Here is a 22,558-nt window from a genome sequence, read left to right on the forward strand (position 1 = left end):
TGCGTCTGGTCCCGCCTCAAGGCCGGGACAGCAGAAATGACAGGCTGGGTCAATTATCCCTGCAAGTCCGCCCACATCTTGGCATCGCGTTCTGCGGTCCAGATGCGCGGTGTATCGATGCCGAGCGCCTCGTCGTATGCACGGGCCACGTTGAACGGCAGGCAGTGCTCGTAGATCGCATAGTCCTTGAACTTCGGATCACACTCGGCGCGGCAGGCATCCCAGGCGTCTTTCAGCGATCCGCCGCCCTGGGCCACCCGGGCCACTGGTTTATACGTCGAGGTGACAAAGTCTGCCGTGCTGGTCAGCGCCTTGCCGACCATCTCCTTTCCGACCAGCGCATCGCCGCGCCCCGGTGCAATGGCTTCCACGTCATAGGCACGGATCGCTTCGAGCGTTGTTGGCCAGTCGTTGAAGTGGCCGTCGCCGCAATAACACGCCGAATGGTATTCAACGATGTCACCGGTGAACATGACATTCTCGTCCGGCACATGGATGACGATGTCCCCCGCTGTGTGGGCGCGGCCAAGGAACCTGAGATCCACGCGGCGCTTGCCGAGATAAACGGTCATGCGGTCGTTGAAAGTGGTTGTCGGCCAGGTCAGCGGCGGGATTTTGCTGACGTCATCATAGCCCATGAACAGACGCGGGAAACGCATGAACTCGGACTCGCGGTCTTCCGCGCCGCGTTCCACAACCATGGAACGGGCCTTCTGGCTCATGATGATGTTCGGTGCCTGATAGGCGGCTGCGCCCAGCACGCGGACCGCATGATAATGCGTCAGCACCAAATGGCTGATCGGCTTATCGGTCACCGAGCGGACCTTTTCGATCACCTTATTGGCAAGTGCCGGGGTCGCTTGCGCCTCGACGATCATCACACTGTCGTCGCCGATGATCACACCGGTGTTCGGATCACCTTCCGCAGTAAAAGCCCAAAGATCTTTGCCAACTTCAGTGAAGGAGATCTTTTTTTCTTCCATGTCGCCAACAGAAGCGAATTGCTTGCTCATGAGCGTGTGTTCCTTAAGATTATTTTGAAGGGGTCCAGCCGTCCGGGAGTGCACCGATGTCTTGAAGTGCTTGTTCCGAAAACTCTTGGCGGAAGGATTTGATCGCTCCGTAATTTGGAGCGGTTGTGTAAAACGCAAAGACCGTGTCCTTGGCGCCCGGGCCATCGACCCAGCCGACGAACCAGCCTTCCAACGTGCCTTTTGACGGGCCAGAGGCGATGCGCCCTGCCCCGGTCTTGGCATGCAGTGTGTAGCCGGTTTGCGTGCCTAAGTTGGACGCATTTTCAAGTGCAGCGAGAGAACCGGCATTGATCTCGATTTCGCCCTTACGGAGAGCGAAGAGAAAACCGACCTGTTCACGCAGGCTGATAGTCAGGCTGTCACCGCCCAGCCAAAAGTCATTGCTGGCGGCCGGAACGGTTTGATTGCCATAGGAAAACCGCGCCAGATAATCCTTGTACCGGTCCGTGCCGACATCTGCTGCAACATCCTTGAAATACCAGACAACGGAAAACTTGAACGCGCTGTCGAGCGTGTGATCCCGTTTCCAGATCTTCGGCCAGAAGCTCAAGGGCGGGTGTTTTTTCTTATCCCATTGACGCGTCGCCGCTGCATTTGCGGCAACACCGCTTTCAAGGGCGATCAGGTAATTGGGGATCTTGAACGTCGACCAAGGTGCATGTCGGGTATCGATGTCTTCTTCGCCGTAGCGATAGGTTTTGCCCGTCTCAAGATCGAGCGCATAGAAGCCAACGGAGCGGCCTTCGCTCAACGTCTTCAGTTTGTCTGAGGCGATCAGCTGGGTGCCATCGGCTTTGACCACCTGGTCAAGGCCAAGCATCAGAAGTGCGGCGGTCAAAATTATCGAGAGACTTTTCAGTGTTCCCTCCATGGCCTCACCTTTCCTTCGTCATTGCCGGACTTGATCCGGCAATCCAATCCGTAACCGAGCCACAAGAACAGTTCCTGGATTTGGCAGGTGAAACGGCCTGGATACCCGGGTCAAGCCCGGGCATGACGGCGATGTTGGGAACAAAGAACCTCACCCGTTCACACCTTCACGACCGTCTGTTCGATCGCGCCGAAGATGGAGTGGTTGTCAGAATCCATCATCTCGATGCGCACCACGTCTCCGAACTTCAAGAACGGCGTTTTGGCTTCGCCCTGTTCAATCGTCTCGATCATGCGCAACTCGGCAATGCAGGAATAACCAGCCCCGCCATCGGCGAGCGACTTGCCCGGCCCGCCATCCAGCTTGTTGGAGACCGTTCCAGACCCGATCACCGTCCCGGCCGAAAGCGCCCGCGTGCGCGCGGCATGGGCGATCAGCCGGCCGAAATCGAAGGTCATATCTATGCCGCCTTCGGCCCGGCCGAAGGGCTGATCATTGAGGTCGACATGGAGCGGCAGATGCAGTTTGCCGTCTTTCCAGGCATCGCCCAGCGCATCCGGCGTAACAGCAACCGGCGAAAAGGCCGAGGAAGGTTTGGACTGGAAGAAGCCAAAGCCCTTGGCGAGCTCGCCTGGGATAAGTCCACGCAGAGACACGTCGTTGACCAGGACAATCAGCCGGACATAGGCCAATGCGTCTTCCGCACTAACGCCCATGGGCACATCGCCGGTGATGACGGCAATCTCGCCTTCCATGTCGATGCCAAAGGCCTCGTCCGGCATCTTGATCGGATCGCGCGGAGCGATGAAGGTATCCGATCCGCCCTGATACATCAACGGATCGGTCCAAAAGGTGTCCGGCATGGTCGCACCGCGGGCTTTGCGTACCAGTTCAACATGGTTCACGTAGGCCGAACCGTCCGCCCACTGATAGGCGCGCGGCAAAGGCGACAAGGCATCGTGCTCATGAAAACGGATTGTCGGCACGGCATCATGAGAGAGGCTTTCCGCCAGGAGTTCCAGTTTCGGCGCGACACGCTCCCAATCATCAAGCGCCGCTTGGAGGGTTGGCGCGATATGGCTGGCATCAGTGCAATAGGTCAGTCGCTCGTTGACCACCACCAATTTGCCGTCTCGGCTGCCGTTCTTCAGACTTGCCAGTTTCATGAAAGTTTCTCCCCAAGCCTATTTTGTTATGACCAGCCCATCATGGCCGACAATCGTCTGCCCGGAAAAGCCATTTGCGGCGTCCAGCCACTCTTGTTTTTCGAAACCAGGAAGATCCGCCGGGATAAGGTGATTGAGCAGCAACGTTTTGGCCCCGGCCGCTGCCGCGATCTTCGCGGCATCCGGCGCCATGGTGTGGCTGTCGACCAAATGCTGGCGCAGGCGCTCGCCGTTGCCAGTGATTTCGACGATCTTATCGACGCCGCGTTCCAGCATGGCTTCATGCACCAGCACATCGCAATCCTTGGCGAACTCAGCCAGCGGCGGGAAATAGGCCGTATCTGCAGAAAAGACCACCGACCAATCGTCCGTGTCGAAACGCAAGGCAAAACAATCAACCACCGGCGGATGATCGACCCTCAGCGCGGCCGCCTTCAAGTCACCGTCTTGAAGCGGAACAGGGCCTTCCTGCAAGAGATGGATCTGCACCAAGTCGCGCAAGTCCGGACGGCCTTCATCCTCGATCCTCAGATCAATGTCATAGCGCATGGAGGACAGAAACCCGTCCCAATAGTCAATCAGATCCGTCGGGCCAACCACGCGGACCGTGTGCGCCAGGCCGCTTGTCCAGGCGGTGTGCAACAGGGGGCCAAGCTCCAGGACGTGGTCCGAATGCATGTGCGTAATGAAGATGAGATCGAGCTCTTTCAAGGAAACGCCAGCATCAACCAGTCCGCGGGTCACCCCAAGACCGCAGTCGATCACGCAGCGGCGCCCGCCGATCTCAATCAGCGAACTTGTCGGCGATGGTCCACCTGGACGGATCGCCGGACCGCCTTTGGAACCGAGAATGACAAGACGGTCTTCCAAACGCTGTTCTGATGTCATTTTCTCACTCTGTTCAACAAAGTCTGCCAATCAGCCAATTCCTGCAGATTAGCCCCTCATTCTGGCCGTAGGCCCGGCCTCTCCCGAAAGGAGAGGCACTTTAGGAGCCAATAGACACCGAATTCACCCGAAGTGCTTGAAATATGTCAAACTTGCCTTTGGTTTCTGACTGGCAGGCTGTTTCAAAGCACAATTCGCTCTCTCAAAGGGACAAGATTCGGGCGAGAGATCATAAACTCTAACAGCCGCCTACTTGTCCCAAGTGCCTTCCGGTGTGCCGTCGAATTTCTTTTCAATCGCATCCCAGCAGTCGATGTAGTCGTCCTGCAGCGGGGCTTCCTTGGCCGCATATTCGGTCAGGTGCTGCGGGAAGCGGGTCTCGAACATGAATGACATGGTGTTGTCGAGTTTTTCGGCCTGAAGATCGGCATTGGATGCGCCTTCAAAGGCATTGTTGTCCGGCCCATGCGGCAGCATCATGTTGTGCAGGCTCATGCCGCCCGGCACGAAGCCCTGCGGTTTGGCGTCATATTGGCCGTAAATGTTGCCCATCAGCTCCGACATGATGTTCTTGTGATACCACGGCGGACGGAAGGTGTTTTCCGCCACCATCCAGCGTTCACGGAACAGAACAAAGTCGATGTTGGCCGTACCCGGCACACCCGATGGCGCGGTCAAAACGGTGAAGATCGACGGATCCGGATGATCGAACAAGATCGCCCCAATCGGGCAATACGTTCTGAGGTCATATTTCACCGGCGCGTAATTGCCGTGCCAGGCCACAACGTCGAGCGGCGAATGGCCGATTTTTGTCTCGTGGAACTGACCGCACCATTTCACAGTAACGGTGCTCGGTGTTTCCTTGTCTTCATACCAGGCGACGGGCGTTTTGAAGTCGCGCCGGTTGGCCATGCAGTTCGCACCGATCGGGCCCCGGCCCGGCAGCTCAAATTTCTGGCCATAATTTTCGCAGACAAACCCACGCGCCGGTCCTTCAACCACCTCAACCCGGTAGACGAGACCGCGTGGCAAAATGGCGATTTCCTTCGGCTCCAGTTCAATGATGCCGAGCTCGGTATAGAAACGCAGGATGCCTTCCTGAGGCACCACCAGAAGCTCGCTGTCAGCGGAGAAAAAATACGCGTCTTCCATCGACTTCGTCGCGAGGTAGATATGGGTTGCCATACCGACCTGGGTGTTGACGTCGCCAGCCGTCGTCATGGTGCGCATGCCAGTTAGCCAGGTCAGGCCCTCTTCACCATGCGGCACCGGATCCCAGCGGTACTGACCGAGAGAGACAACGTCGTCACAAACGTTTGGCGCGCTCTTCCAATAGGGAAGGTCGATCTTCTGGAAGCGGCTGGTGTGTTTGACCGATGGGCGGATGCGGTAGCACCATGTCCGTTCGTTCTGATGGCTAGGTGCTGTGAACGCGGTTCCGGAGAGTTGTTCACCATAAAGGCCATAGGCGCATTTTTGCGGGCTGTTCATGCCCTGCGGCAAAGATCCCGGCAGGGTTTCGGTTTCAAAGTCGTTGCCGAAACCCGGCATATACTGGAGTTCGTTTTGCATGGTGTTACCGCCTTGACCTGCAATCGTCTGGTGATCGACCTTGTTCATGTTCGCACCCTCCTGGAACACGTTCCGTCAATTTAGTTGCATATGTAACTATTGAATTCAGCCGGGTCAAGAGCGATCCGGATTCGTTTCAGCACATCCCAATTGCGCGCCGTCCCTTGCAACTTTGAGACATTTGAATTAAATAAGAACAAAATAGGAACATTGGGGATTCTCATGCGGTTTCAGGACACTTTTGGTGAGCCAATGCCAACCAAATCGGCGATGGCTGCACCCAATACCCATTTGCAAGATAAATCCGCTGTTGAGTCAGGTGCAGAACGACCACAGCCGACAAAGGCCAATGCCGCAGACTTGGAGACCATGATGCTGTTTTTGCGGCGCTCACGCGACCGGGCGTTGACGATCCGGGAAAACTCACCGGCCGGCAGCTATCTGGAAAGTGTCCTGAACCGCACCATTACGGGCATCGACCAAGAACTTTCCCAGCTGACATATCTCTTGGCCAAACGCGACCTGCCAAACCGAAGGCCCACCAAAATGCGGCCGGCACTTTAGACGCGGTTCAAACATCTGCTTAACGATTTGGTGCAGCTTACGTTGCGCGATATGGACAAGCCCATTCAACTGAGAAATAGTGCCGCTGGTATTTCTCAGGAGATTTTCAGATGAATGGTGCAGAGGCGCTGGTTGAAACATTGCTGGCTTCCGGCGTTTCGGTTTGTTTTGCCAATCCAGGCACATCTGAAATGCACTTTGTGGCCGCTTTGGACACACACCCGGAAATGCATTGCATTTTGTGCTTGTTCGAAGGCGGTGTGACCGGTGCGGCCGACGGCTATGCTCGTATGAGCGGCAACGTCGCCGGCACTTTGCTGCATTTGGGACCGGGGTTTGGCAACGGTTGGGCCAATCTCCACAACGCTCGGAAGGGCCGCTCCGGTGTCGTCAATATCGTCGGAGATCACGCTGGCTATCATCTCAAACATGATGCCCCGCTGCGCTCAGACCTTGATGGTGTCGCCGGATCGGTTTCGCACTGGATGCAGCGGCCGACCGACAGTTCGATGGTCGCCAGCGCCGGGGCCGAAGCCATCCGACAGGCCCGGAGCGGCCAGATTGCAACGGTTATCCTTCAAGCAGACTGTGCCTGGGGCGACAGCGGCACAGGACCGGACCAGGCACGCAAGCCGGCGCCGAAACACCGGCCCGATTCGGACCGGGTTGCCGCGGCCGCGAAAGCCCTCAGCCAGCCGGGGGCTGCGCTCATGGTCAATGGACCGGCGGTCTTTGGAAAAGGTGCAGAACTTGCCGGGCAAATTGCGGCCCGCACGGGCTGCCGTCTGCTCGCCCCGTATTTTGCTCCGCGCATCGCCCTTGGAGACGGTGCGGTGGCCTTCGACATCCTGCCCTATGGCACCGATGTCAGTGTCGACTTCCTATCTGGCCTGTCCCGCATTGTCCTTGTGGGTGACGACACGCCGGTGAATTTCTTTGCTTATCCCGGCAAGCCATCCACACCGGAACCGGCGGGCTGTGCCCTGGACCGGCTGTGTTATGGGGACTGGGATGTCCTTTGGACGCTTGAAACCCTGGCGGAAGCGGCCGGTGTCGATGGCAGCGAGCAAGTCGCCCGGATCAAACGGAAGGTTCCTGAGACCGGTACTGGCCGCCTGACGGCCGACGGGATTGGCCGCAACTTGGCGAGCGCCCTTCCAGATGGCGCAATTGTCGTCAATGAAGCCATCACCGCTGGAGCGGGCATCTGGCCTCACATGAATTTTGCCGCCAGCCACGACCGGCTCAACAACACAGGTGGCTCTATTGGCCAGTGCCTACCCAATGCCCTTGGCGCGGCGGTCGCTTGCCCGGACCGGCCGGTCTTTGCCGTTTCCGGTGACGGGTCAGCGATGTATCAGCTGCAGAGCCTCTGGACAGCCGCCCGCGAAAAGCTGGATATCACGGTCGTGATCATCGCCAACCGAGGCTATCAGATCCTCCATGGCGAGCTGGAAGCGCAAGGTGCGCCAAAACCCGGCCGTAACGCCAGCGCCATGTTCGACATCGAAGATCCGCTGCTCGACTGGGTTTCCCTCGCCGCCGGACATGGTGTTCTTGCCGTACGTGCCGACAGCGAAGAAGGTTTTGCTGAAGCTCTTGAAAAGGCAGCGAATACTGAGGGTCCGTTCCTGATCGAAGCGGTGATTTAAGGAGTGTGAAGCACTCGCGACGCACTCTGGGCATGGGCAGCAAACAATTCCAACCTGGATCAAGCAGGGTTTGAATAACGTTACTCGCGCCGACTCTTCTTAAGAAGAACCTAGTCTGCAGTATCGGCTGCCTCTTCATGTTCAAAACGCGACGCAAAACAGTAAATTTTGATTCAAGTTTTGCTGAATTGGCTTCCCGCACTGATATATATCAATTCTCGAACATATGAATTTTCGTAATCTCCTAAACAGTCCTCCACATGCCGCATGGTGACAGACTTACGGAGAAGCGAAAATGGTTTCTGCAACAGTTGATGAAATCCTCTTAGGCTCCGATATTGCTCCGGACAGCGCAGCAACAGGCGCAGCGTTTTATAGCAGCATCGTCAACACGCCCGGCGCAATCGTTCCCGGATCGGATGCCACCGGCGGTTACATCCAAATCGGCGCGACTGGAGAAGATGTAAGCCCAGACGCCTACCGGTCCGGTCTACAGCCCGGCCGGGAATACATCATCTCGCTAACGATTAACGGCGTTCCCAACGACTTTGACAACCGGGCGGGTTTTACTCTAGCTGATCCCACTACGGGGCAATCCCTTGCCTACTACAACGGCAACAACTTGTACCGAGGTGAGAGCGGCGGCTCCACAATCTGGACGGAACAGTATTACCGCTGGGAAACAAACTCTTCTGTTTATTCGACAGAACCAATTATCGTCGTTTATCCCAGAGGGGAAACCGCCAGCTACACCCTGTCGATTACCGATACGACCCTTCCTGTCGTGACGGCTGTCACCGGATCGAGCAAAGGCTCTCTGGACGAGACGACCCTTTTGCGGGACGCTCCTGACGGCACCTCCACGGACCCAGCGATAGCCACCATTGTTGTCACTGACACGATCTATGGCAGCACTCAGGGAGCATATGATACAGACGCTTACCTGCTCAATGTCGAAGCGGGAAAAGAATACGTCATTGAGCTTTTGCAGAGCGATGTGGGCAACACCTTTGCCTCCGGCACCAACACATCGCTTTTTCTCAAGGACATGGACGGCAATACGGTCGGCACAACTGCCCAAACAGGGACATCAAGCACACTTGAGAAGGTCACTTTTACGGCCGAAAACACCGAAACACTGATGATCCAGAACTGGTTCAGAACGTTCAACACATCCGACGATGCGGCCACTGAAGTAAATTACTACCGGCTGAACGTCGAAGAAGTCTCCGGGACGACAGACCCTGGGACAGATCCTTCGGTTGCAACGCAGGTATTCCGGTTTTTCAATACTGTCACCGGCACCCACTTCTTCACGTCGAGTGAAACCGAGCGCGACAGTATCCTTTCAACATTACCGCATATGACGTTTGAAGGCGCAGCGTTCGGCTCCAACGCAACCGCCAGTGACGGTGTTGCCGTTTACCGGCTGCTCAACACAGCAACCGGCAGTCACTTCTACACCGCGAATTTCCAGGAATGGTTCGACTTGGTGCACAGCAATCCGGCATTCAATGACGAGGGCATTTCCTACTATGCCTATACCAGTGCCAGTGACAGCAACACACCACTCTACCGGTTCTATAACACCCAAACCGGCACGCATGTGTTCACCGCAAGTGACGCGGAGCGGGACAACATCATCTCAACCCTTCCGCAATTCAACTACGAGGGCGTCGCCTATTACGTCGATCTTGTTTAGACGCATGGCCTTTTTGAGGGCGTTTCAATACCCTCTGATCGGGCGGACTTGACGGTTTCGGGAGTTGACCAGCGGTTTTGAGGTCTTTGGGCGGTCGTTTCTCAGGCGCCTGAGAAATGACCGCTTATCCATACATTGGCGAGAGTGTGAGCCTTCAATGCCATATACGACTTCCTGCCATTGCGGCGCCGTCTCAGTGGAAATGCAGCGGCGGATCAAAAAACTCACCAGATGCAACTGCTCGATTTGCCGCCGCTATGGAGCGCTATGGGCCTACCAGCAAAGGAAAGCCATCACGGTGACGGCGGATAAGGGTGCTTTAACGTCCTACTCTTGGGGAAAGAAAAGCATTGAGTACTATCGCTGCACCAATTGTGGCTGCATTACTCATTACGAACGGACAGACCGGCGTCCCGACGGGTCTGACATGAGCGCGGTCAATATGTGCAATATCATAGGTCCTGAAAGTATCGCAGCCGTCCCAATCCGCCTGTTGGACGGAGCAGGCTCCTGGAAGGTGCTCCGCGAGGCCGCCGAGCCAGATCTATTTGCATCACCTGCAGAAGAAGAGCCTGACGACTAAATAGGACAGACCAGCGGCAGCGGCAAGAACACCAAGTTTTCTGGATTTTTTTTACTTTCAAGAACCTACCAATTGCTCTGCTTCTAATTCGCTCAATTCCAATCAGGAAAAATCGGCTCAGGCTAACGGTTTAGTTCTTGAGACCCGTTGCCTTTGCAACAGCCGCTTCGGCGTTGCTGTCGTGCGATGCAACAACGGCAAGTCCAGGCAGTTTTTCCTTTAATCTCCGGACTTTGGCAAAAGAGGCCAGAAGCGTCTCCTTGTCCCCGGTCCCAGGGACAACATCCTGCTCTAGGAGACGGGTTTCATAGGTAAGATCCCCCACCATCAGAATTGGGTCCCATCCGGCTTGCCGGATCAGCAAGGACATTGAGCCAGGGGTGTGTCCAGGCGTCGGCAGCAACACCATTGAGCCGTCTCCAAAAACATCATGGGCCCCGTCAAAGTCTCCCAGGAGCGGGTCATCGGCCGGTTTGAACGCAATCTGACGCCATTTTGCGGACGGGATTTCTATGTGCTCGCGCAGAATCCATTCCCGTTCCGGGTGAGGTTCGGATAAAATGGCCCACTCCCGCTCATTCACCATCAGATCCGCTTGTGGAATTTGCGCGATCCCGCCGACATGATCAAAATGCAAATGCGAGATGATTGCCAACCGGATATCGCCAGCATCAACGCCTGCCCGCTTGAGCACATGGTCGACACGGTCGTCTTCGCTAATGTTCAGCCGGAAAATCCATGGCAGCAAAAACCGCCCGACGGCCTGTTTGATATAGCTTTTGTCCGACAGGATGGCCGGATCAATTCCGGTGTCGAATAAGATCAAACCCTGGCGGTGTTTAATCAGAAAAAAATAGAGTGGCAACGGCACCCACTCGTTTGAAAAGAAAACCCACCAAAGCCGCGGCATCCGGCTGCCGAACCGATGTTCCTTGTGTTGCTCGCCGTGACCGCCATTCAATACCCGAACTGAAGCAATAGGTTGACCGGGTTGGCCGGTCGGGGCCGGCGAATGGGAGTTTGTATCGGTCATCGGCGATCCCCCTCAATGCTGCCGCATGGATTCTGGGTATCTTCGGTTCTCTGCCAGGTTTTCTGCGGCCGAATTCAACACAGAAATCATGATCTCAAGACGAATGAAACGCCTTGACCTGCCTCAACGCCTCTTCTGAAGACCGTTACCAAACGCATATCTGAGACCGCTGAAAGCCCGCGATTGCTTCGCCTTGAAAAACGGGCAGAAATTCAACATTAGGGGCGTTCAACACCTAGCGGACGAACTGCTGCCACAAAAGAAAAACCGCTAGGAAAATGAGAGTGCCTCCAAGAAACCTATTGAGCAGTCTCCGCCGGTTTGGCGTGCCCATATACCGCTCTACTTGGCTGCCAAACACCGCCCAGCTTCCAATTCCAAAGAAGCAAATAACGCAATAAAGGCATACGAAGAAATAGAGCGTTGTACGGTTTTGATCGAGTTCGAACAGGCCAACAGCGGCAATGCAGGCACCCCATGCCTTTGGGTTGAGCCATTGCAGAGCGGCTCCTTGCCAAAAGCTCGGCTTTGTATGGTCGCCCTCGTTCAAATCACCGCTGGATGTCAGCAATTTGAAACCGAAATAAACGATCAGACCAGCTCCGAGAAACGTCAGCGTATCAATCACAAATCCGTAGCGCTGAGCGATCGCAGAAAGCCCTAGCCCAATCGAAAACAACAACAGCGTAAATCCGGCCGTCGCGCCTGAAACAAACCCAAGAGCATTGCGAACTCCCAGATTCAGGCCCGTTGACAGCGTGATCAAATTCACAGGCCCAGGTGAAATTGACATCGTCAGCGCAAAAAGCGCCATTGCAGCGGTTTGATCCATTTGGCTTTCCCCTTTTCAGCCGAAGGTAGGCAGCCAAAATTCAACAAACAAGTTGAAGTATTTGATCTAATAATTAAGCTGAGATGCATAATGATTGAACATCTAAAATCCATCGCAGTCTTTACCGAGGTCGTGCGCTCAGGCCAGTTTCGTACTGCGGCAGATCGCTTGAAAATGACCCCGTCCGCAATCAGTTATCACATCCGGACATTGGAAGAAGCTGTTGGGTCGCCCCTGCTTTACCGGTCCACCCGGCGGTTCACCCTAACGGCCAGTGGCGAAAAACTATTCAAATCTGCGGAGTTGATGTTGAATGCGGCCCAGGCAGGGTTTTCCAGTGCACAGTCAAATGAAACCGAGTTATCCGGCCGGTTGCGGATCACACTGACATCAGCGCTTTCCCATTCATTTGTATTCGAATGCATTTCCCAGTTTGCCGTGGATCACCGCAAAATCGATCTGCAGCTCCATTTCGACAACCGGGAAACAGATCTTGTCGCCGAGCGGATCGACGTCGCGATCCGGATTGGGAAGCTTCGGGACTCCAGTTTGCTCTGCAAGCTGTTATGGGACATGCCCCGAGTGCTGGTCGCAAGCCCGGATTTTGTTCGCACGCACGGACCTTTTGAGAAACCGAAGGATCTGCAGGGCGTTCCGTGGATCAAGTCCGACGGCATGGAAACCAAACGCGAGATGAAAAGCGCAGATGGCGCGGTTACCCAAATAGAGCAAGCGGGAAACATAACGGTCAACAGCATCGAAGCCATGGTGGACCTAACAAGCAACGGCGCCGGCCTGTCTTCGCCACCGGTGCACTTTGTCGAGAACAAAATCGCAACCGGCGAACTGGTCACCTGTCTGCCCGATTATTGCCTCACCAGCCTACCGGTCTATGCAATCTGGCATCGAACCACCGTGCCAAATCCAATGGCTAGAGCGTTTATTGACAGCCTTTCAGAATCAGCAGCTCGCAGGAACAGGCCATCCAACACCGAGCAACACGTTCACCAATAAGGTGCCGCACTGGCGATTGCGGCTTTGCCCGGTCGTCTAAACCTCTTGGCCCTGCCGCGTGTCACGCAGATGAACGCGGACAGCCCCTCACCGGTATTTCGCCGCCGTGATGAACTCGCCAAAGGCTTCACACCAGACAAGAACGGTCGTGTACTCTTCGAGTTTGATGTTGTCCGGGATATCCAGGATGAAACCATTGAAAGTCTTCACATCGCCGATCCGAACGGAGCTTTTCTTAACGTTCAGGAACTGCGCTTCATCCTCAACAAACTCTTTGACGAGATAGAGCTTATAGTCCGGGCCGGGTGCAAGGCTTCCTTCATGGACAATCTGCCCCGATGAGAGGCTGATTTTGCCCTCGCCCCAATGCAGAAAATCGCTGCCCTTCAAATCCCGTGTTAGCTCTGCCGAATAGACCGCCGATTTGCTAGCTTCGACCAAAGCCGCCTGCCCTGGTCCCTCCGGTTCTGTCAGAATGGGCAGGAGATAGATTCCAAGGGCGAAACCAATGGCCAGCATCGCCCCGTGAGAAATGATGAGAGCAAGACGGCGAAGCATTTTTGTCCTTTCGAAACCATGTGTGACGCTTAAACGTAAGATCTCAAACAAGTGACGCAATCAAGCCTCGATAACAGTTTTGTGCCATATGCATCCGCGCGATCTCATCAGGATAGTCACAACCTAAACAACCGATTTCAGCCAATCCCATCAACTATTTCTTAAACTCGGTCCTCCTGACCATGGTGGTTCCGTCAATTGACGCCCGGCCGCAATCTCATACGGTGTATTCTCATCAACAACCACTTGAGATTGCGATTCGAAATCATGACCAAACTCCATTCGGGATCCTGCCTATGCGGGTCAGTCGAGTTCACTGTCGAGGGCGATTTTGACGGCCTGTTCCTGTGTCACTGCACGAGTTGTCAAAAGGATACCGGGTCCGCTTATGCGGCAATCCTGGCCTCATCGAGTGCCAAGTTGAACTGGCAGACCGGAGCAAAGGATGTAGCAACTTATACGCTTCCGGACAAAAGCCATGCCAGGAGCTTCTGTGCCCAGTGCGGCTCGGCCCTGCCGATTTTGAAACACGAGGGAGCCCTTTTGACGGTGCCCGCCGGAAGCCTCAAAGAGAACCCTGAAGCCCCTCCTGTCGGGCATATCTTTATGGCTGAAAAGGCAGGTTGGGACGAGAAACTGGAAGATGTTCCGAAATACGACGCGTTTCCGGGTTGAATTCTTCTGGAACTATTGCGGATTCAGGCCGCCTCTAAGCGGCGGCCTCGTCGCCGGGCTCTGTCCGCCAGCCGAGGTCCGTCAGTGTAACAATCCGGTTGCCGCGCAGATCCGTGGCGCACACCAGAAAACCACGTTCTTCCATATGGCTGAGCAGCCAGCGGGCACGGCCGGGTGAGCGGGTGCCATAGGCTGTCGCAATTTCAATATTTCCCGGACATGGCGCTTTCCCGAGCGCGGCTTTAGCAAGCAGCAGATAAACTCCGCGCATGTCTTCCGGCAGTTCGGAAGCGATCAATTCAGCCTGGGCCCAAGCGCCGTCATCCACCTCGCCTTTTTCAACTCCGGCACGGGCGACCGACAGCTTTTCACGGAAGGTCTGCAGATCCGGCGTGCCACCTGCCAATTTGGCTATCCGGCAGCGAACCTGGAAATCCTGATAAAGCGTGGCGATCGGCTGAAACGCCGCCTCGTCTTCATCGAGGATTTGACCAATGATCTCGTCGATTTTTTCTTCCCGTGCGCCATGTTCAAACAGGTTATCGGCCTGCGGCGTATCGGCTTCAGCCGCTTCTCCGGCGCTGGTTAACTGATCCAGCACCTCACCGGTCGAGACAACAGGTTCTGCAATACGCGGGCGCACCGGAATTTCATCGGGTGAACGGGTGAAAATCAGATCCTTGGCTTCTTCTTTCGGCTGTTCCGGCAAGGGCATCAGCTTTGGCCCGCCGCCACGGCCAGCTGTTTCCACTGGACCGATCTTAACCGGGATTGGGCGCCGCGAGACAGCCGGTCCAAGTGCGATGAAATGGCCGCGGTCCAGGTTGCGAAAACTTTCCGCCTGACGCCGCTCCATGCCGAGCAGGTCGGCGGCGCGCGCCATGTCGATGTCGAGGAAGGTCCGCCCCATCAGGAAGTTGGAGGCCTCCGCAGCAACGTTCTTGGCAAGTTTTGCCAGGCGCTGGGTGGCAATGATGCCTGCAAGGCCGCGTTTACGGCCGCGGCACATCAGATCGGTCATGGCCCCGAGGGACCGGCGGCGCGCTTCCTCCGTGACTTCCCCAGCTGCAGCAGGTGCAAACAGCTGAGCCTCGTCGACCACCACAAGCATTGGGTACCAGAGATCCCGGTCGGCATCGAACAAGCCATCTAGGAACGTCGCTGCTGCTTTCATTTGCCGGTCGGCGTCGAGGCCTTCCAGATTAAGCACGACTGACACCCGGTGTTGACGCACACGCCCGGCGATCATCTTTAAGTCTTTTTCGGTCCCGACAGCATCAACGACCACGTGGCCATATTTGTCAGCAAGCGTGACGAAATCACCTTCCGGATCGATAATGGCCTGCTGCACCCAATTGGCAGATTGCTCCAACAGCCTGCGCAACAGATGCGACTTTCCAGACCCGGAATTGCCCTGCACCAGCAAACGGGTCGCAAGGAGTTCTTCCAGGTCGAGGCCGGCCCGCTTGCCGCCCGCCATGTCACCAATATCGATCTGAACCGTCATGCACCCCTTTGGCGCTTTAGAAGCGCCCTCGTATCTCATGTTCCGAGAATTCGCCGCAGAATGCCAGTCAGCACGATTCCTTTGCCCTTGCAAAGCAGAGGACCGGAATTCGCAGACTTTTCCCAGATATCCAATGTCGAACTGTGCCGCCTCATCCCACGTTGCACGGGATTTTGCAAGATCTGGCACGCAGAAGCATTAACCTGATTTATACGGAAGATTTTACCGCAGCTTCATAGATTACACATACCGTTGCGTTCGATGACCTAGAAGGCGCCAAGAACCGGTAAACCCATGTCCGTAATCAAGGCTTTTCTTTTTGCTGTTTTGTTGTTGATTGCTTCTCCGGGCAAAGGTGCTGATGCGGACGCATTCTGTGAGACACCGCTAAACATCCGGGTTTCTTCCGACTATTTGCCGTTTAGCTTTAAAGATACATCGGGCGAGTTCCGCGGTATTGATGTTGTCCTTATCCAGGAGCTGTTTTCGGAGATTGACTGCGAGATCAACCTGGTGGCCATGCCGTTCAAAAGAGCAATCATTGAACTGGCCGCGGGACACATCGACATGATGCCCTTTGCTTCCATCACCAAGAAACGCAAATCGTTCGCTCATTTTTCATCGCCCTACCGGTATGAAACCGCAGGTTTGATTGTCCGAACCGAAGACCTTCAAAGGCTCAAGATCAATTCGCTTCAAGACGTGATCGATAACAATCTCGTGCTCGGTCACGAACAATCCGCCTACAGGGGCGGTGACTTTGAAGCCTTTCTCGCAGACCCCGTTTCCAGGCCGCACATCTACAATGTCGTCACGACAACAGAAGGGATCCGGATGCTGGAGACTTACCGGATCGATGCGTTGGTGGAATCTCCTGCAGCCATTCTGGCAGCGGCCGAGGAAATGGGGCTTGGCAGCAGGTTCGCCGAACATCCCTTTACGTTGATCAGTGATCCGGTCCATTTCATGTTTTCGAGTAAATCGGTGTCCCAAGAGCTTGTAGACGCACTTGACCTGGCGCTTGCCCGCAAGATTTCCTCCACTGCCTACCAAACCTCCTATGGCAGTATGGCCCTTCCCCGCGCAGACGGTCCTGCGATGGATTAGGCCGGTTTAAGACTGTCGGTCGCACTGCGACTTGTCTCAGGTTTCCTCTTCACATCTCAGGTTGACGCCCCACCTTGAAAGAGAGGAGAATTTCATGGGGAGGAAATTGTTCATATGAAGATCCATGCTGACTTGTCCAAACGCGCGCATGTCGATAGCGCCACTCTTGATTGGGTTACCTCTCCCATGGCCGGTGTGGAGCGGCGCATGCTGGAGCGGGACGGCGAAGAGGTTGCCCGGGCAACCAGCCTGGTCCGTTATGCGCCGGGCTCATCGTTTTCCGCACATTCACATGATCTTGGCGAAGAATTTCTGGTGCTCGACGGCGTGTTTTCCGATGAAAGCGGTGATTTTCCCAAAGGCATGTATGTCCGCAATCCACCGGGCTCCAGCCACATCCCCTCCAGCGATCCCGGAGCGGTTATCCTAGTGAAACTGCGTCAGATGCAGACCGACGACGAAACATTTGTGCGGGTCAACACCCTGGATCCGGCCGGATGGCAGGAAGGGCGCGACGGCGAACACATCCTGCCGCTCTACGTGCGTCCTGACGAAGAAGTCGTCATGCTGCAATGGCAGGCTGGCGCCGCCTTCAATCAGCAGGATTTTCCCGGCGGGGCCGAGTATTTTGTAATTGATGGCGCATTTGAGGATGAAAACGGTCGGTACGACCAGGGGACCTGGCTGCGGCTTCCTGCCGGCAGCAGCCAGGTCATAAAAACGGAGCATGGCGCCCGGATTTGGCGGAAAACCGGGCATCTTCAAGAAGCTTAAGCCGCTTCGGAAAGACGTGCAGGAAAACGCCCGGAAAAGGCAATGTCGCTGAGCGGTTTGCGTCCGCTCGGTGTTTCCTGGGACCGTAGATCGTCTGCCAGTTGCGCTTTATCCCCCTGCCGGCCAATGGCAAAGGCGATTTCAGCTTTGAGCCGCTCGGGAACGCCAAGCGCTTGATGAATTTCATCGCGCCGCAGACCGGCCATGGCATGACTGTGATAGCCAAGCGAGGTCGCTTGCAAAGCCGCCTGCGCCCATGCCCCGCCCGCATCAAAAGCATGGAACGCGCTTGGCACCGGACCGTCTTCGCGGACACCATCCACTAACGTGTCTGAAAACAGGAACACAAGCGCAGAAGCCGATCCTGCCCAACCCTGATTGAAATCGTCCAGCAAGCCGAACAGCGTATCGAAGGCTGGTTCACCGCGGCGGGCATAGACGAACCGCCAGGGTTGGACATTGAAGGCCGACGGTGCCCAGCGGGCCGCCTCTAGAACGGTTTTCAAGTCAGCATCGGGCATTTCCGAGCCGTCGAATGCGCGCGGTGACCAGCGCTTTAAAAACAAATCATCCACCGGGTGGTCAGCGGTACGGGGCATTTTCAACTCCCATCAAATCAGGATTGGTTCGATGTTCCTCACATAATCAGCATTTATCTTTATTTCAAGATACTTTTTTATAAGATATATCTTTTCGAGCTAAAATCCCTTTCCTGATGCCGGCCGGACAGAGCCGAATGCCAAAGAATGAGCTCTGTACGCCGCCGCCTGAGCGCACTAGGGTGAACAGGCCCATTGCCTGATCAGAACCTTGCATATGCCTTATCTTTCAGAGCAAAAACGTCGGAGCGCCCTGGTTTTTGCTATGGGTGGATTGGGCGGGCTCGTCATGCTGGATGAAACCGTCCTTGGTGTTTCTCTGCCCGCAATCCAATCTGAACTTGAGCTTTCAGCGACAACCGCGCATTGGATTTTGAACGCCTATATGCTGGCTTTCACCTGTTTTGCTGCCGTCGGCGGAAAGGCAATTGACCTTTTCGGCTTGCGGCCGGCTCTAATTGTGAGCTGTACGGTTTTTGCCGCGACCAGCCTGATTGCGGGTTTCGCTGACAGCGCTGCACTTCTGATTGCGATGCGTGTCATCCAAGGGCTGTGTGCTGCCATCATGTTCCCGATAACATTCGCTGCAGCAACCTTGACGTTTGACACTGACGAACGCGGGCGGGCACTCGGGACTCTAGCGGGAACGGCAACAATGTTCCTGGCAGCCGGACCGATGCTCGGCGGTGCCTTGACCGAGTTTTTGTCCTGGCGCTGGGTGTTCTGGCTCAATATTCCAATTGTTGCCGTCGCAGGAACGCTGGCGTGTTTCCTTTGGCGCGCACCGGCCCGCATAACCGTCAAACCCGAGATTGACCGCATCGGCCTAATCTTCCTTCTGGTCGGTTTGACAGCGTTGATATTCGGTCTGATGGAAGGACCTGACTTCGGTTGGGGGCACAAACTGATTTTCCTGAGCCTAGCGGCCGGGATCATCGTCCTTACCGTGTTCTATCTCTGGGAAATCCGGCAATCAGTGCCACTCATTGATGTCCGCCTTTTCCAAGCTCCGGCCTTCGTTGCGGGTGTTCTGGTTTTCATGCTCACACAGATGAGCAAGATCGTTGTTGCGGTTTTGGTTCCGCAATATCTCCAAGGCGAGCTTGGCTACTCGGCATTTTGGGCGGGACTTGGAACCGTCATAGCCGTGTTGCCGATCCCGTTTCTTTCCGCCCCGGCAGGAAAAACAGCAGATACCTCGGGTTCGCGGCGGCCGGTGTTGATCGGATTGTCCGTGCTGGTCGCCTCGAATTTATGTATTGGCGCTGCGATGCTCTTGGATACCTACCTTTACCTTGCGCCGGTGCTGCTGCTTTGGGGAATCGCCCTGCCCTTTGCAATGATCCCGGCAGGCCGGATTACCGCCAATTCGGTGCCTCAGGAAAAACAAGGAGAGGTAAGCGGGCTGATTATTACGTTCCGCCTGATTGGAGGCACCCTTGGCGTAACTCTCGGAAGTGTGCTTCTGGCTGTTGGAGCCGGGTTTTCAGCCATTTTCTGGATCATGGCCACATTGTTTGCACTCACCGCAGTCATTTGCCACATCACGCTCCCCCTAAAGCGGGCAGCAACTCCACGATGAAAGCGATGCTAAAGGAATATTGACATTTGGCCGCGACCATCAGTGGAAAGCGTTCGTGGAGGCAAATCTTTCTGCTTAGCTGCATCGGAGCACAACATGACGCAGAACCGGCCGCAACCCAGGCAACAAACCCTTTCCGAACTCATCGCTGACGGCACCATTCATGTGTTGGGGATCGGCCTTGGCGTGACAGCGACCGTCGTTCTGGCAATCACGCTCTGGAACAGCGGCGATTTCGCTCGCCAAATCAGTGTGCTGGTTTATGCCGCTTGTCTGATGGCGATGCTGATTTGTTCGGCGCTCTACAACATGTTTGCGACCGATCACAAAACTGGTGTGCTCAGGCGGCTCGACCACGCCGCGATTTTTTTGATGATTGCCGGAACCTACACACCGCTTGCCGCCATTATCATCGGCGGCTGGACCGGCGGAATTCTGCTGGCGGTCGTCTGGACCGGGGCGTTAGCAGGCGCGATCGTAAAACTCTTGAACTTGCAAGGTCTGGACCGGCTGACAGTGCCGATCTGCCTTGCTCTTGGCTGGGTCGTTGTCTTTGTCGCCAAGCCCTTGATGGAGAATGCGTCCACCTTTGGTTTCTGGATGATTGTCGCAGGCGGTCTGCTCTACACTTGCGGCACAGTATTCTACGCCTGGAAGAACCTGAAATTCCAGAATGCCATCTGGCATGCCTTCGTACTAGCCGCTGCTGTTTGCCACTTCGCAGCCGTAATGCACGACGTGGCCCTCGCCGCTCCGATGCCTTAAGGAGCACCGGAGCAGAGCACATTTCTTACGTGGAGATATCCTCGTTCTTCGTCAGAACGATCACTTTTGTTCTAAGCGGCACGCGGTTGAACAGGTCAATCACATCCTGCTGCCACATGCGGATACAGCCCGATGACACGCTCCGGCCGATGGAAGACGGTTTGTTGGTGCCGTGAATGCGGTAAAGCGTATCGATGCTGCCTTGCCACAGATCCATGGCACGCGCACCGAGCGGGTTTCTAAGCCCCGCAGGAAAGCCCTTTTCCCAATACCGTTCGAGCGATGGCTTGCGGGCGATCATTTCCCGTGGAGGGCGCCAGATCGGATGCGGCCGCTTGACCCGGATCAACGCTTCGCCGGTCCAGGCAAACCCGGCCCGCCCGACACCAATGCCATAGCGCAAAGCTTTGTCTCCTGGCAGGACCCAATAGAGAAAATTATTGTGCGGGTCGACGACCACAGTGCCGGGGCGCTCGCGCGTTTCATAATCCACAACCTGGCGCCAGTACTTTTGGTCGAACGCCTTGTAGTTGATCGCGGGCCAAGTGAAATCGCCATCGGGCAACGCTGCATAGGCCGATGCATAATCAAATTCTTCATCCGGCAGCGCCGGCTGGTCTGGCAGACCGACCACTTGTTCATAGGTCTGGCATCCCGCCAAAGCGCCTGCGGCAATCAACAGCCCCCCCTTGATCAGGCTTCTGCGGCTTATTCCTTCCGCCAGCGCGGATGTCCGATCAGCAGTCTCAAATGTGTGACGCGTCATAAGGCCTCCCATATTAGGTTTCTTCTTAGGGCCTGCTTCCTGTGCGTTGCAAGTCACTTTCAACAGAGATGCCTTACATTTCAGAATTTTGCCGCTAGAGTGCATCCCTTATTAAACAGATCTTCTGTTCCCACCTGTTGCCAACCTTCTAGAAAATCGGCCTCAACAAACATGACAACGCATATCCTTGCTTTTGACGGACACAATGACACGCTTTTGAAGCTGGAAATCGATGCGATCCAGGGCAAAAATAGGGATTTCTTCGAACGTTCCGACCGGGGTCATATAGATCTGCCGCGCGCCAAAGACGGCGGCTTTGCCGGTGGTTTGTTTGCCATGTTCGTCCCGTCCAATCCGGACCAGGATTTTTCCAAACCCTTTTCACCGGATGACAAGAAAAACTTTCTGCCGCTTGATCAGAAAACCGCTCTGAGTTTCACCAACCGGCTGTTGGAACGCGCTGAGCGTCTGGAAGCAGATTCAGAGGGCAATGTCATCATTTGCCGGTCGCCGGAAGCCATCGGCGAAGCGATGGAAAAAGACCAGCTTGCGGTCAGCCTCCACATTGAAGGCGCGGAAGCAATCGACACAAATTTCTATGAGTTGGAGACGTTCTATAAACGCGGCCTCCGCTCCCTTGGTCTCGTCTGGAGCCGGGAAAATGACTTTGGCTATGGTGTTCCCATGGGATATCCGGCCTCTCCGGATATCGGCCCGGGCCTCTCGGAAGCCGGGCGTGATCTGGTACGCGCATGCAATCAGCTCGGCGTCCTTGTTGATGTCTCCCATCTCAATGAAAAGGGCTTCTGGGATGTTGCCCGGATCACCGACAAGCCGATCGTTGCCAGCCATTCCAATGTCCACGCAATCTGCGCCAGCAGCCGTAATCTGACCGACAAACAGCTCGATGCCATCAAAGAAAGCGGCGGGCTCGTCGGCATCAACTTCTTCGTTGGCTTTTTGCGGCCAGATGGCACCTTCAACCAGGATACGTCACTGGACGTGGTTGCGGACCATGCGGCTTATTTGGTGGATCGGATCGGTGAAGATTGTGTCGCTTTGGGCTCTGATTTTGATGGCTGCGCACCACCAAAAGATCTGAGTGATGTTACTGGCCTGCCAAGGCTCGCGGAAGCTCTTGATGCCCGCGGTTTCACCGAAGAAACGCTGGCCAAGATATTCAATAAGAATTGGATAAAAGCTTTGCAGGCTACGGCGAAATAGTCTGTCTGGACAGTCATTTCTACTTTAAACCAAGCCTATTCGCCGGTCTCGCGAACTTGTGACTAAACATCGCAATTTAGAGATTGCAAT

22 protein-coding genes are annotated in these 22,558 nt (G+C 55.5%); 11 read left to right on the forward strand and 11 right to left on the reverse strand.

Annotation, left to right across the window (positions count from 1 at the left end; all coding sequences use genetic code 11):
• Positions 1-53: 53 nt before the first annotated feature.
• The 5 genes from FJ695_RS23330 to hmgA all read right to left on the reverse strand — a co-directional run bounded on the left by FJ695_RS23330 (position 54) and on the right by hmgA (position 5,579).
• Positions 54-1,013 (reverse strand): MBL fold metallo-hydrolase, encoded by a 960-nt coding sequence (locus FJ695_RS23330; RefSeq protein WP_141187672.1) that lies wholly within the window; start codon positions 1,011-1,013, stop codon positions 54-56.
• 19 nt (positions 1,014-1,032) lie between these two features.
• On the reverse strand, positions 1,033-1,905 hold the full coding sequence (locus tag FJ695_RS23335) for a class D beta-lactamase (RefSeq protein WP_141187673.1): 873 nt from the start codon (positions 1,903-1,905) through the stop codon (positions 1,033-1,035).
• Between the two features lie 158 nt (positions 1,906-2,063).
• Complete coding sequence (locus FJ695_RS23340) at positions 2,064-3,071, reverse strand: fumarylacetoacetate hydrolase family protein (RefSeq protein WP_141187674.1); 1,008 nt, start codon at positions 3,069-3,071, stop codon at positions 2,064-2,066.
• An 18-nt stretch (positions 3,072-3,089) separates the two neighbouring features.
• Positions 3,090-3,959, reverse strand: coding sequence for an MBL fold metallo-hydrolase (locus FJ695_RS23345; RefSeq protein WP_141187675.1), 870 nt, complete (start codon positions 3,957-3,959; stop codon positions 3,090-3,092).
• A 249-nt stretch (positions 3,960-4,208) separates the two neighbouring features.
• Positions 4,209-5,579: a homogentisate 1,2-dioxygenase gene (hmgA, locus tag FJ695_RS23350; RefSeq protein WP_141187676.1), complete on the reverse strand. Its 1,371-nt coding sequence runs from the start codon at positions 5,577-5,579 to the stop codon at positions 4,209-4,211.
• Positions 5,580-5,753: 174 nt separating this feature from the next.
• On the opposite strand from hmgA, the gene FJ695_RS23355 reads away from it, so the two are divergent.
• The 4 genes from FJ695_RS23355 (at position 5,754) to FJ695_RS23370 (ending at position 10,032) form a co-directional block, all read left to right on the forward strand.
• Positions 5,754-6,095: a hypothetical protein gene (locus FJ695_RS23355; protein ID WP_141187677.1), complete on the forward strand. Its 342-nt coding sequence runs from the start codon at positions 5,754-5,756 to the stop codon at positions 6,093-6,095.
• 110 nt (positions 6,096-6,205) lie between these two features.
• Positions 6,206-7,747, forward strand: coding sequence for an acetolactate synthase large subunit (locus FJ695_RS23360; protein WP_141187678.1), 1,542 nt, complete (start codon positions 6,206-6,208; stop codon positions 7,745-7,747).
• 295 nt (positions 7,748-8,042) lie between these two features.
• Entirely contained in the window at positions 8,043-9,449 is a 1,407-nt protein-coding gene (locus FJ695_RS23365) for a hypothetical protein (RefSeq protein WP_141187679.1), read from the forward strand.
• A 157-nt stretch (positions 9,450-9,606) separates the two neighbouring features.
• Positions 9,607-10,032, forward strand: a complete 426-nt coding sequence (locus FJ695_RS23370; RefSeq protein ID WP_141187680.1) for a GFA family protein — start codon at positions 9,607-9,609, stop codon at positions 10,030-10,032.
• Positions 10,033-10,162: 130 nt separating this feature from the next.
• On the opposite strand, the gene FJ695_RS23375 is transcribed toward FJ695_RS23370, so the two are convergent.
• Both FJ695_RS23375 and FJ695_RS23380 read right to left on the reverse strand, forming a co-directional pair.
• Positions 10,163-11,065 carry an N-acyl homoserine lactonase family protein gene (locus FJ695_RS23375; RefSeq protein ID WP_141187681.1) on the reverse strand — a complete coding sequence of 301 codons (903 nt, stop codon included), beginning with the start codon at positions 11,063-11,065 and terminating at the stop codon, positions 10,163-10,165.
• 235 nt (positions 11,066-11,300) lie between these two features.
• Positions 11,301-11,897, reverse strand: coding sequence for a LysE family translocator (locus FJ695_RS23380; RefSeq protein WP_141187682.1), 597 nt, complete (start codon positions 11,895-11,897; stop codon positions 11,301-11,303).
• Between the two features lie 90 nt (positions 11,898-11,987).
• On the opposite strand from FJ695_RS23380, the gene FJ695_RS23385 reads away from it, so the two are divergent.
• Positions 11,988-12,911 (forward strand): LysR family transcriptional regulator, encoded by a 924-nt coding sequence (locus FJ695_RS23385; protein ID WP_141187683.1) that lies wholly within the window; start codon positions 11,988-11,990, stop codon positions 12,909-12,911.
• Positions 12,912-12,998: 87 nt separating this feature from the next.
• Here the strand turns inward: FJ695_RS23385 and FJ695_RS23390 are convergent, their stop codons facing one another.
• Positions 12,999-13,469, reverse strand: coding sequence for a DM13 domain-containing protein (locus FJ695_RS23390; RefSeq protein WP_141187684.1), 471 nt, complete (start codon positions 13,467-13,469; stop codon positions 12,999-13,001).
• Positions 13,470-13,736: 267 nt separating this feature from the next.
• Between FJ695_RS23390 and FJ695_RS23395 the strand changes: the two genes are divergently transcribed.
• Complete coding sequence (locus FJ695_RS23395; RefSeq protein ID WP_141187685.1) at positions 13,737-14,144, forward strand: GFA family protein; 408 nt, start codon at positions 13,737-13,739, stop codon at positions 14,142-14,144.
• 34 nt (positions 14,145-14,178) lie between these two features.
• On the opposite strand, the gene FJ695_RS23400 is transcribed toward FJ695_RS23395, so the two are convergent.
• Positions 14,179-15,651 carry an ATP-binding protein gene (locus FJ695_RS23400; RefSeq protein ID WP_141187686.1) on the reverse strand — a complete coding sequence of 491 codons (1,473 nt, stop codon included), beginning with the start codon at positions 15,649-15,651 and terminating at the stop codon, positions 14,179-14,181.
• A 294-nt stretch (positions 15,652-15,945) separates the two neighbouring features.
• Between FJ695_RS23400 and FJ695_RS23405 the strand changes: the two genes are divergently transcribed.
• Together FJ695_RS23405 and FJ695_RS23410 are read left to right on the forward strand one after the other, a co-directional pair.
• On the forward strand, positions 15,946-16,758 hold the full coding sequence (locus FJ695_RS23405; protein WP_141187687.1) for an ABC transporter substrate-binding protein: 813 nt from the start codon (positions 15,946-15,948) through the stop codon (positions 16,756-16,758).
• Between the two features lie 114 nt (positions 16,759-16,872).
• Entirely contained in the window at positions 16,873-17,532 is a 660-nt protein-coding gene (locus tag FJ695_RS23410) for a cupin domain-containing protein (RefSeq protein WP_141187688.1), read from the forward strand.
• Here the strand turns inward: FJ695_RS23410 and FJ695_RS23415 are convergent.
• Positions 17,529-18,131, reverse strand: coding sequence for a nitroreductase family protein (locus tag FJ695_RS23415; protein WP_141187689.1), 603 nt, complete (start codon positions 18,129-18,131; stop codon positions 17,529-17,531). The genes FJ695_RS23410 and FJ695_RS23415 overlap by 4 nt on opposite strands.
• Before the next feature lie 217 nt (positions 18,132-18,348).
• Here FJ695_RS23415 and FJ695_RS23420 point away from each other — a divergent pair, with 217 nt between their 5' ends.
• Entirely contained in the window at positions 18,349-19,713 is a 1,365-nt protein-coding gene (locus FJ695_RS23420) for an MFS transporter (protein WP_141187690.1), read from the forward strand.
• Between the two features lie 96 nt (positions 19,714-19,809).
• Positions 19,810-20,478 (forward strand): hemolysin III family protein, encoded by a 669-nt coding sequence (locus FJ695_RS23425; protein WP_141187691.1) that lies wholly within the window; start codon positions 19,810-19,812, stop codon positions 20,476-20,478.
• A gap of 25 nt (positions 20,479-20,503) precedes the next feature.
• Here FJ695_RS23425 and FJ695_RS23430 read toward each other — a convergent pair whose 3' ends face one another.
• Complete coding sequence (locus FJ695_RS23430) at positions 20,504-21,244, reverse strand: L,D-transpeptidase (RefSeq protein WP_141187692.1); 741 nt, start codon at positions 21,242-21,244, stop codon at positions 20,504-20,506.
• Between the two features lie 171 nt (positions 21,245-21,415).
• On the opposite strand from FJ695_RS23430, the gene FJ695_RS23435 reads away from it, so the two are divergent.
• The gene (locus tag FJ695_RS23435; RefSeq protein ID WP_141187693.1) at positions 21,416-22,468 is read left to right on the forward strand and encodes a dipeptidase; all 1,053 of its coding nucleotides are present in this window, start codon (positions 21,416-21,418) and stop codon (positions 22,466-22,468) included.
• The last annotated feature ends 90 nt before the right edge of the window (positions 22,469-22,558 follow it).

The sequence above is a fragment of the Labrenzia sp. PHM005 genome, assembly GCF_006517275.1.
In the GTDB taxonomy this organism is placed as follows: Bacteria; Pseudomonadota; Alphaproteobacteria; order Rhizobiales; family Stappiaceae; genus Roseibium.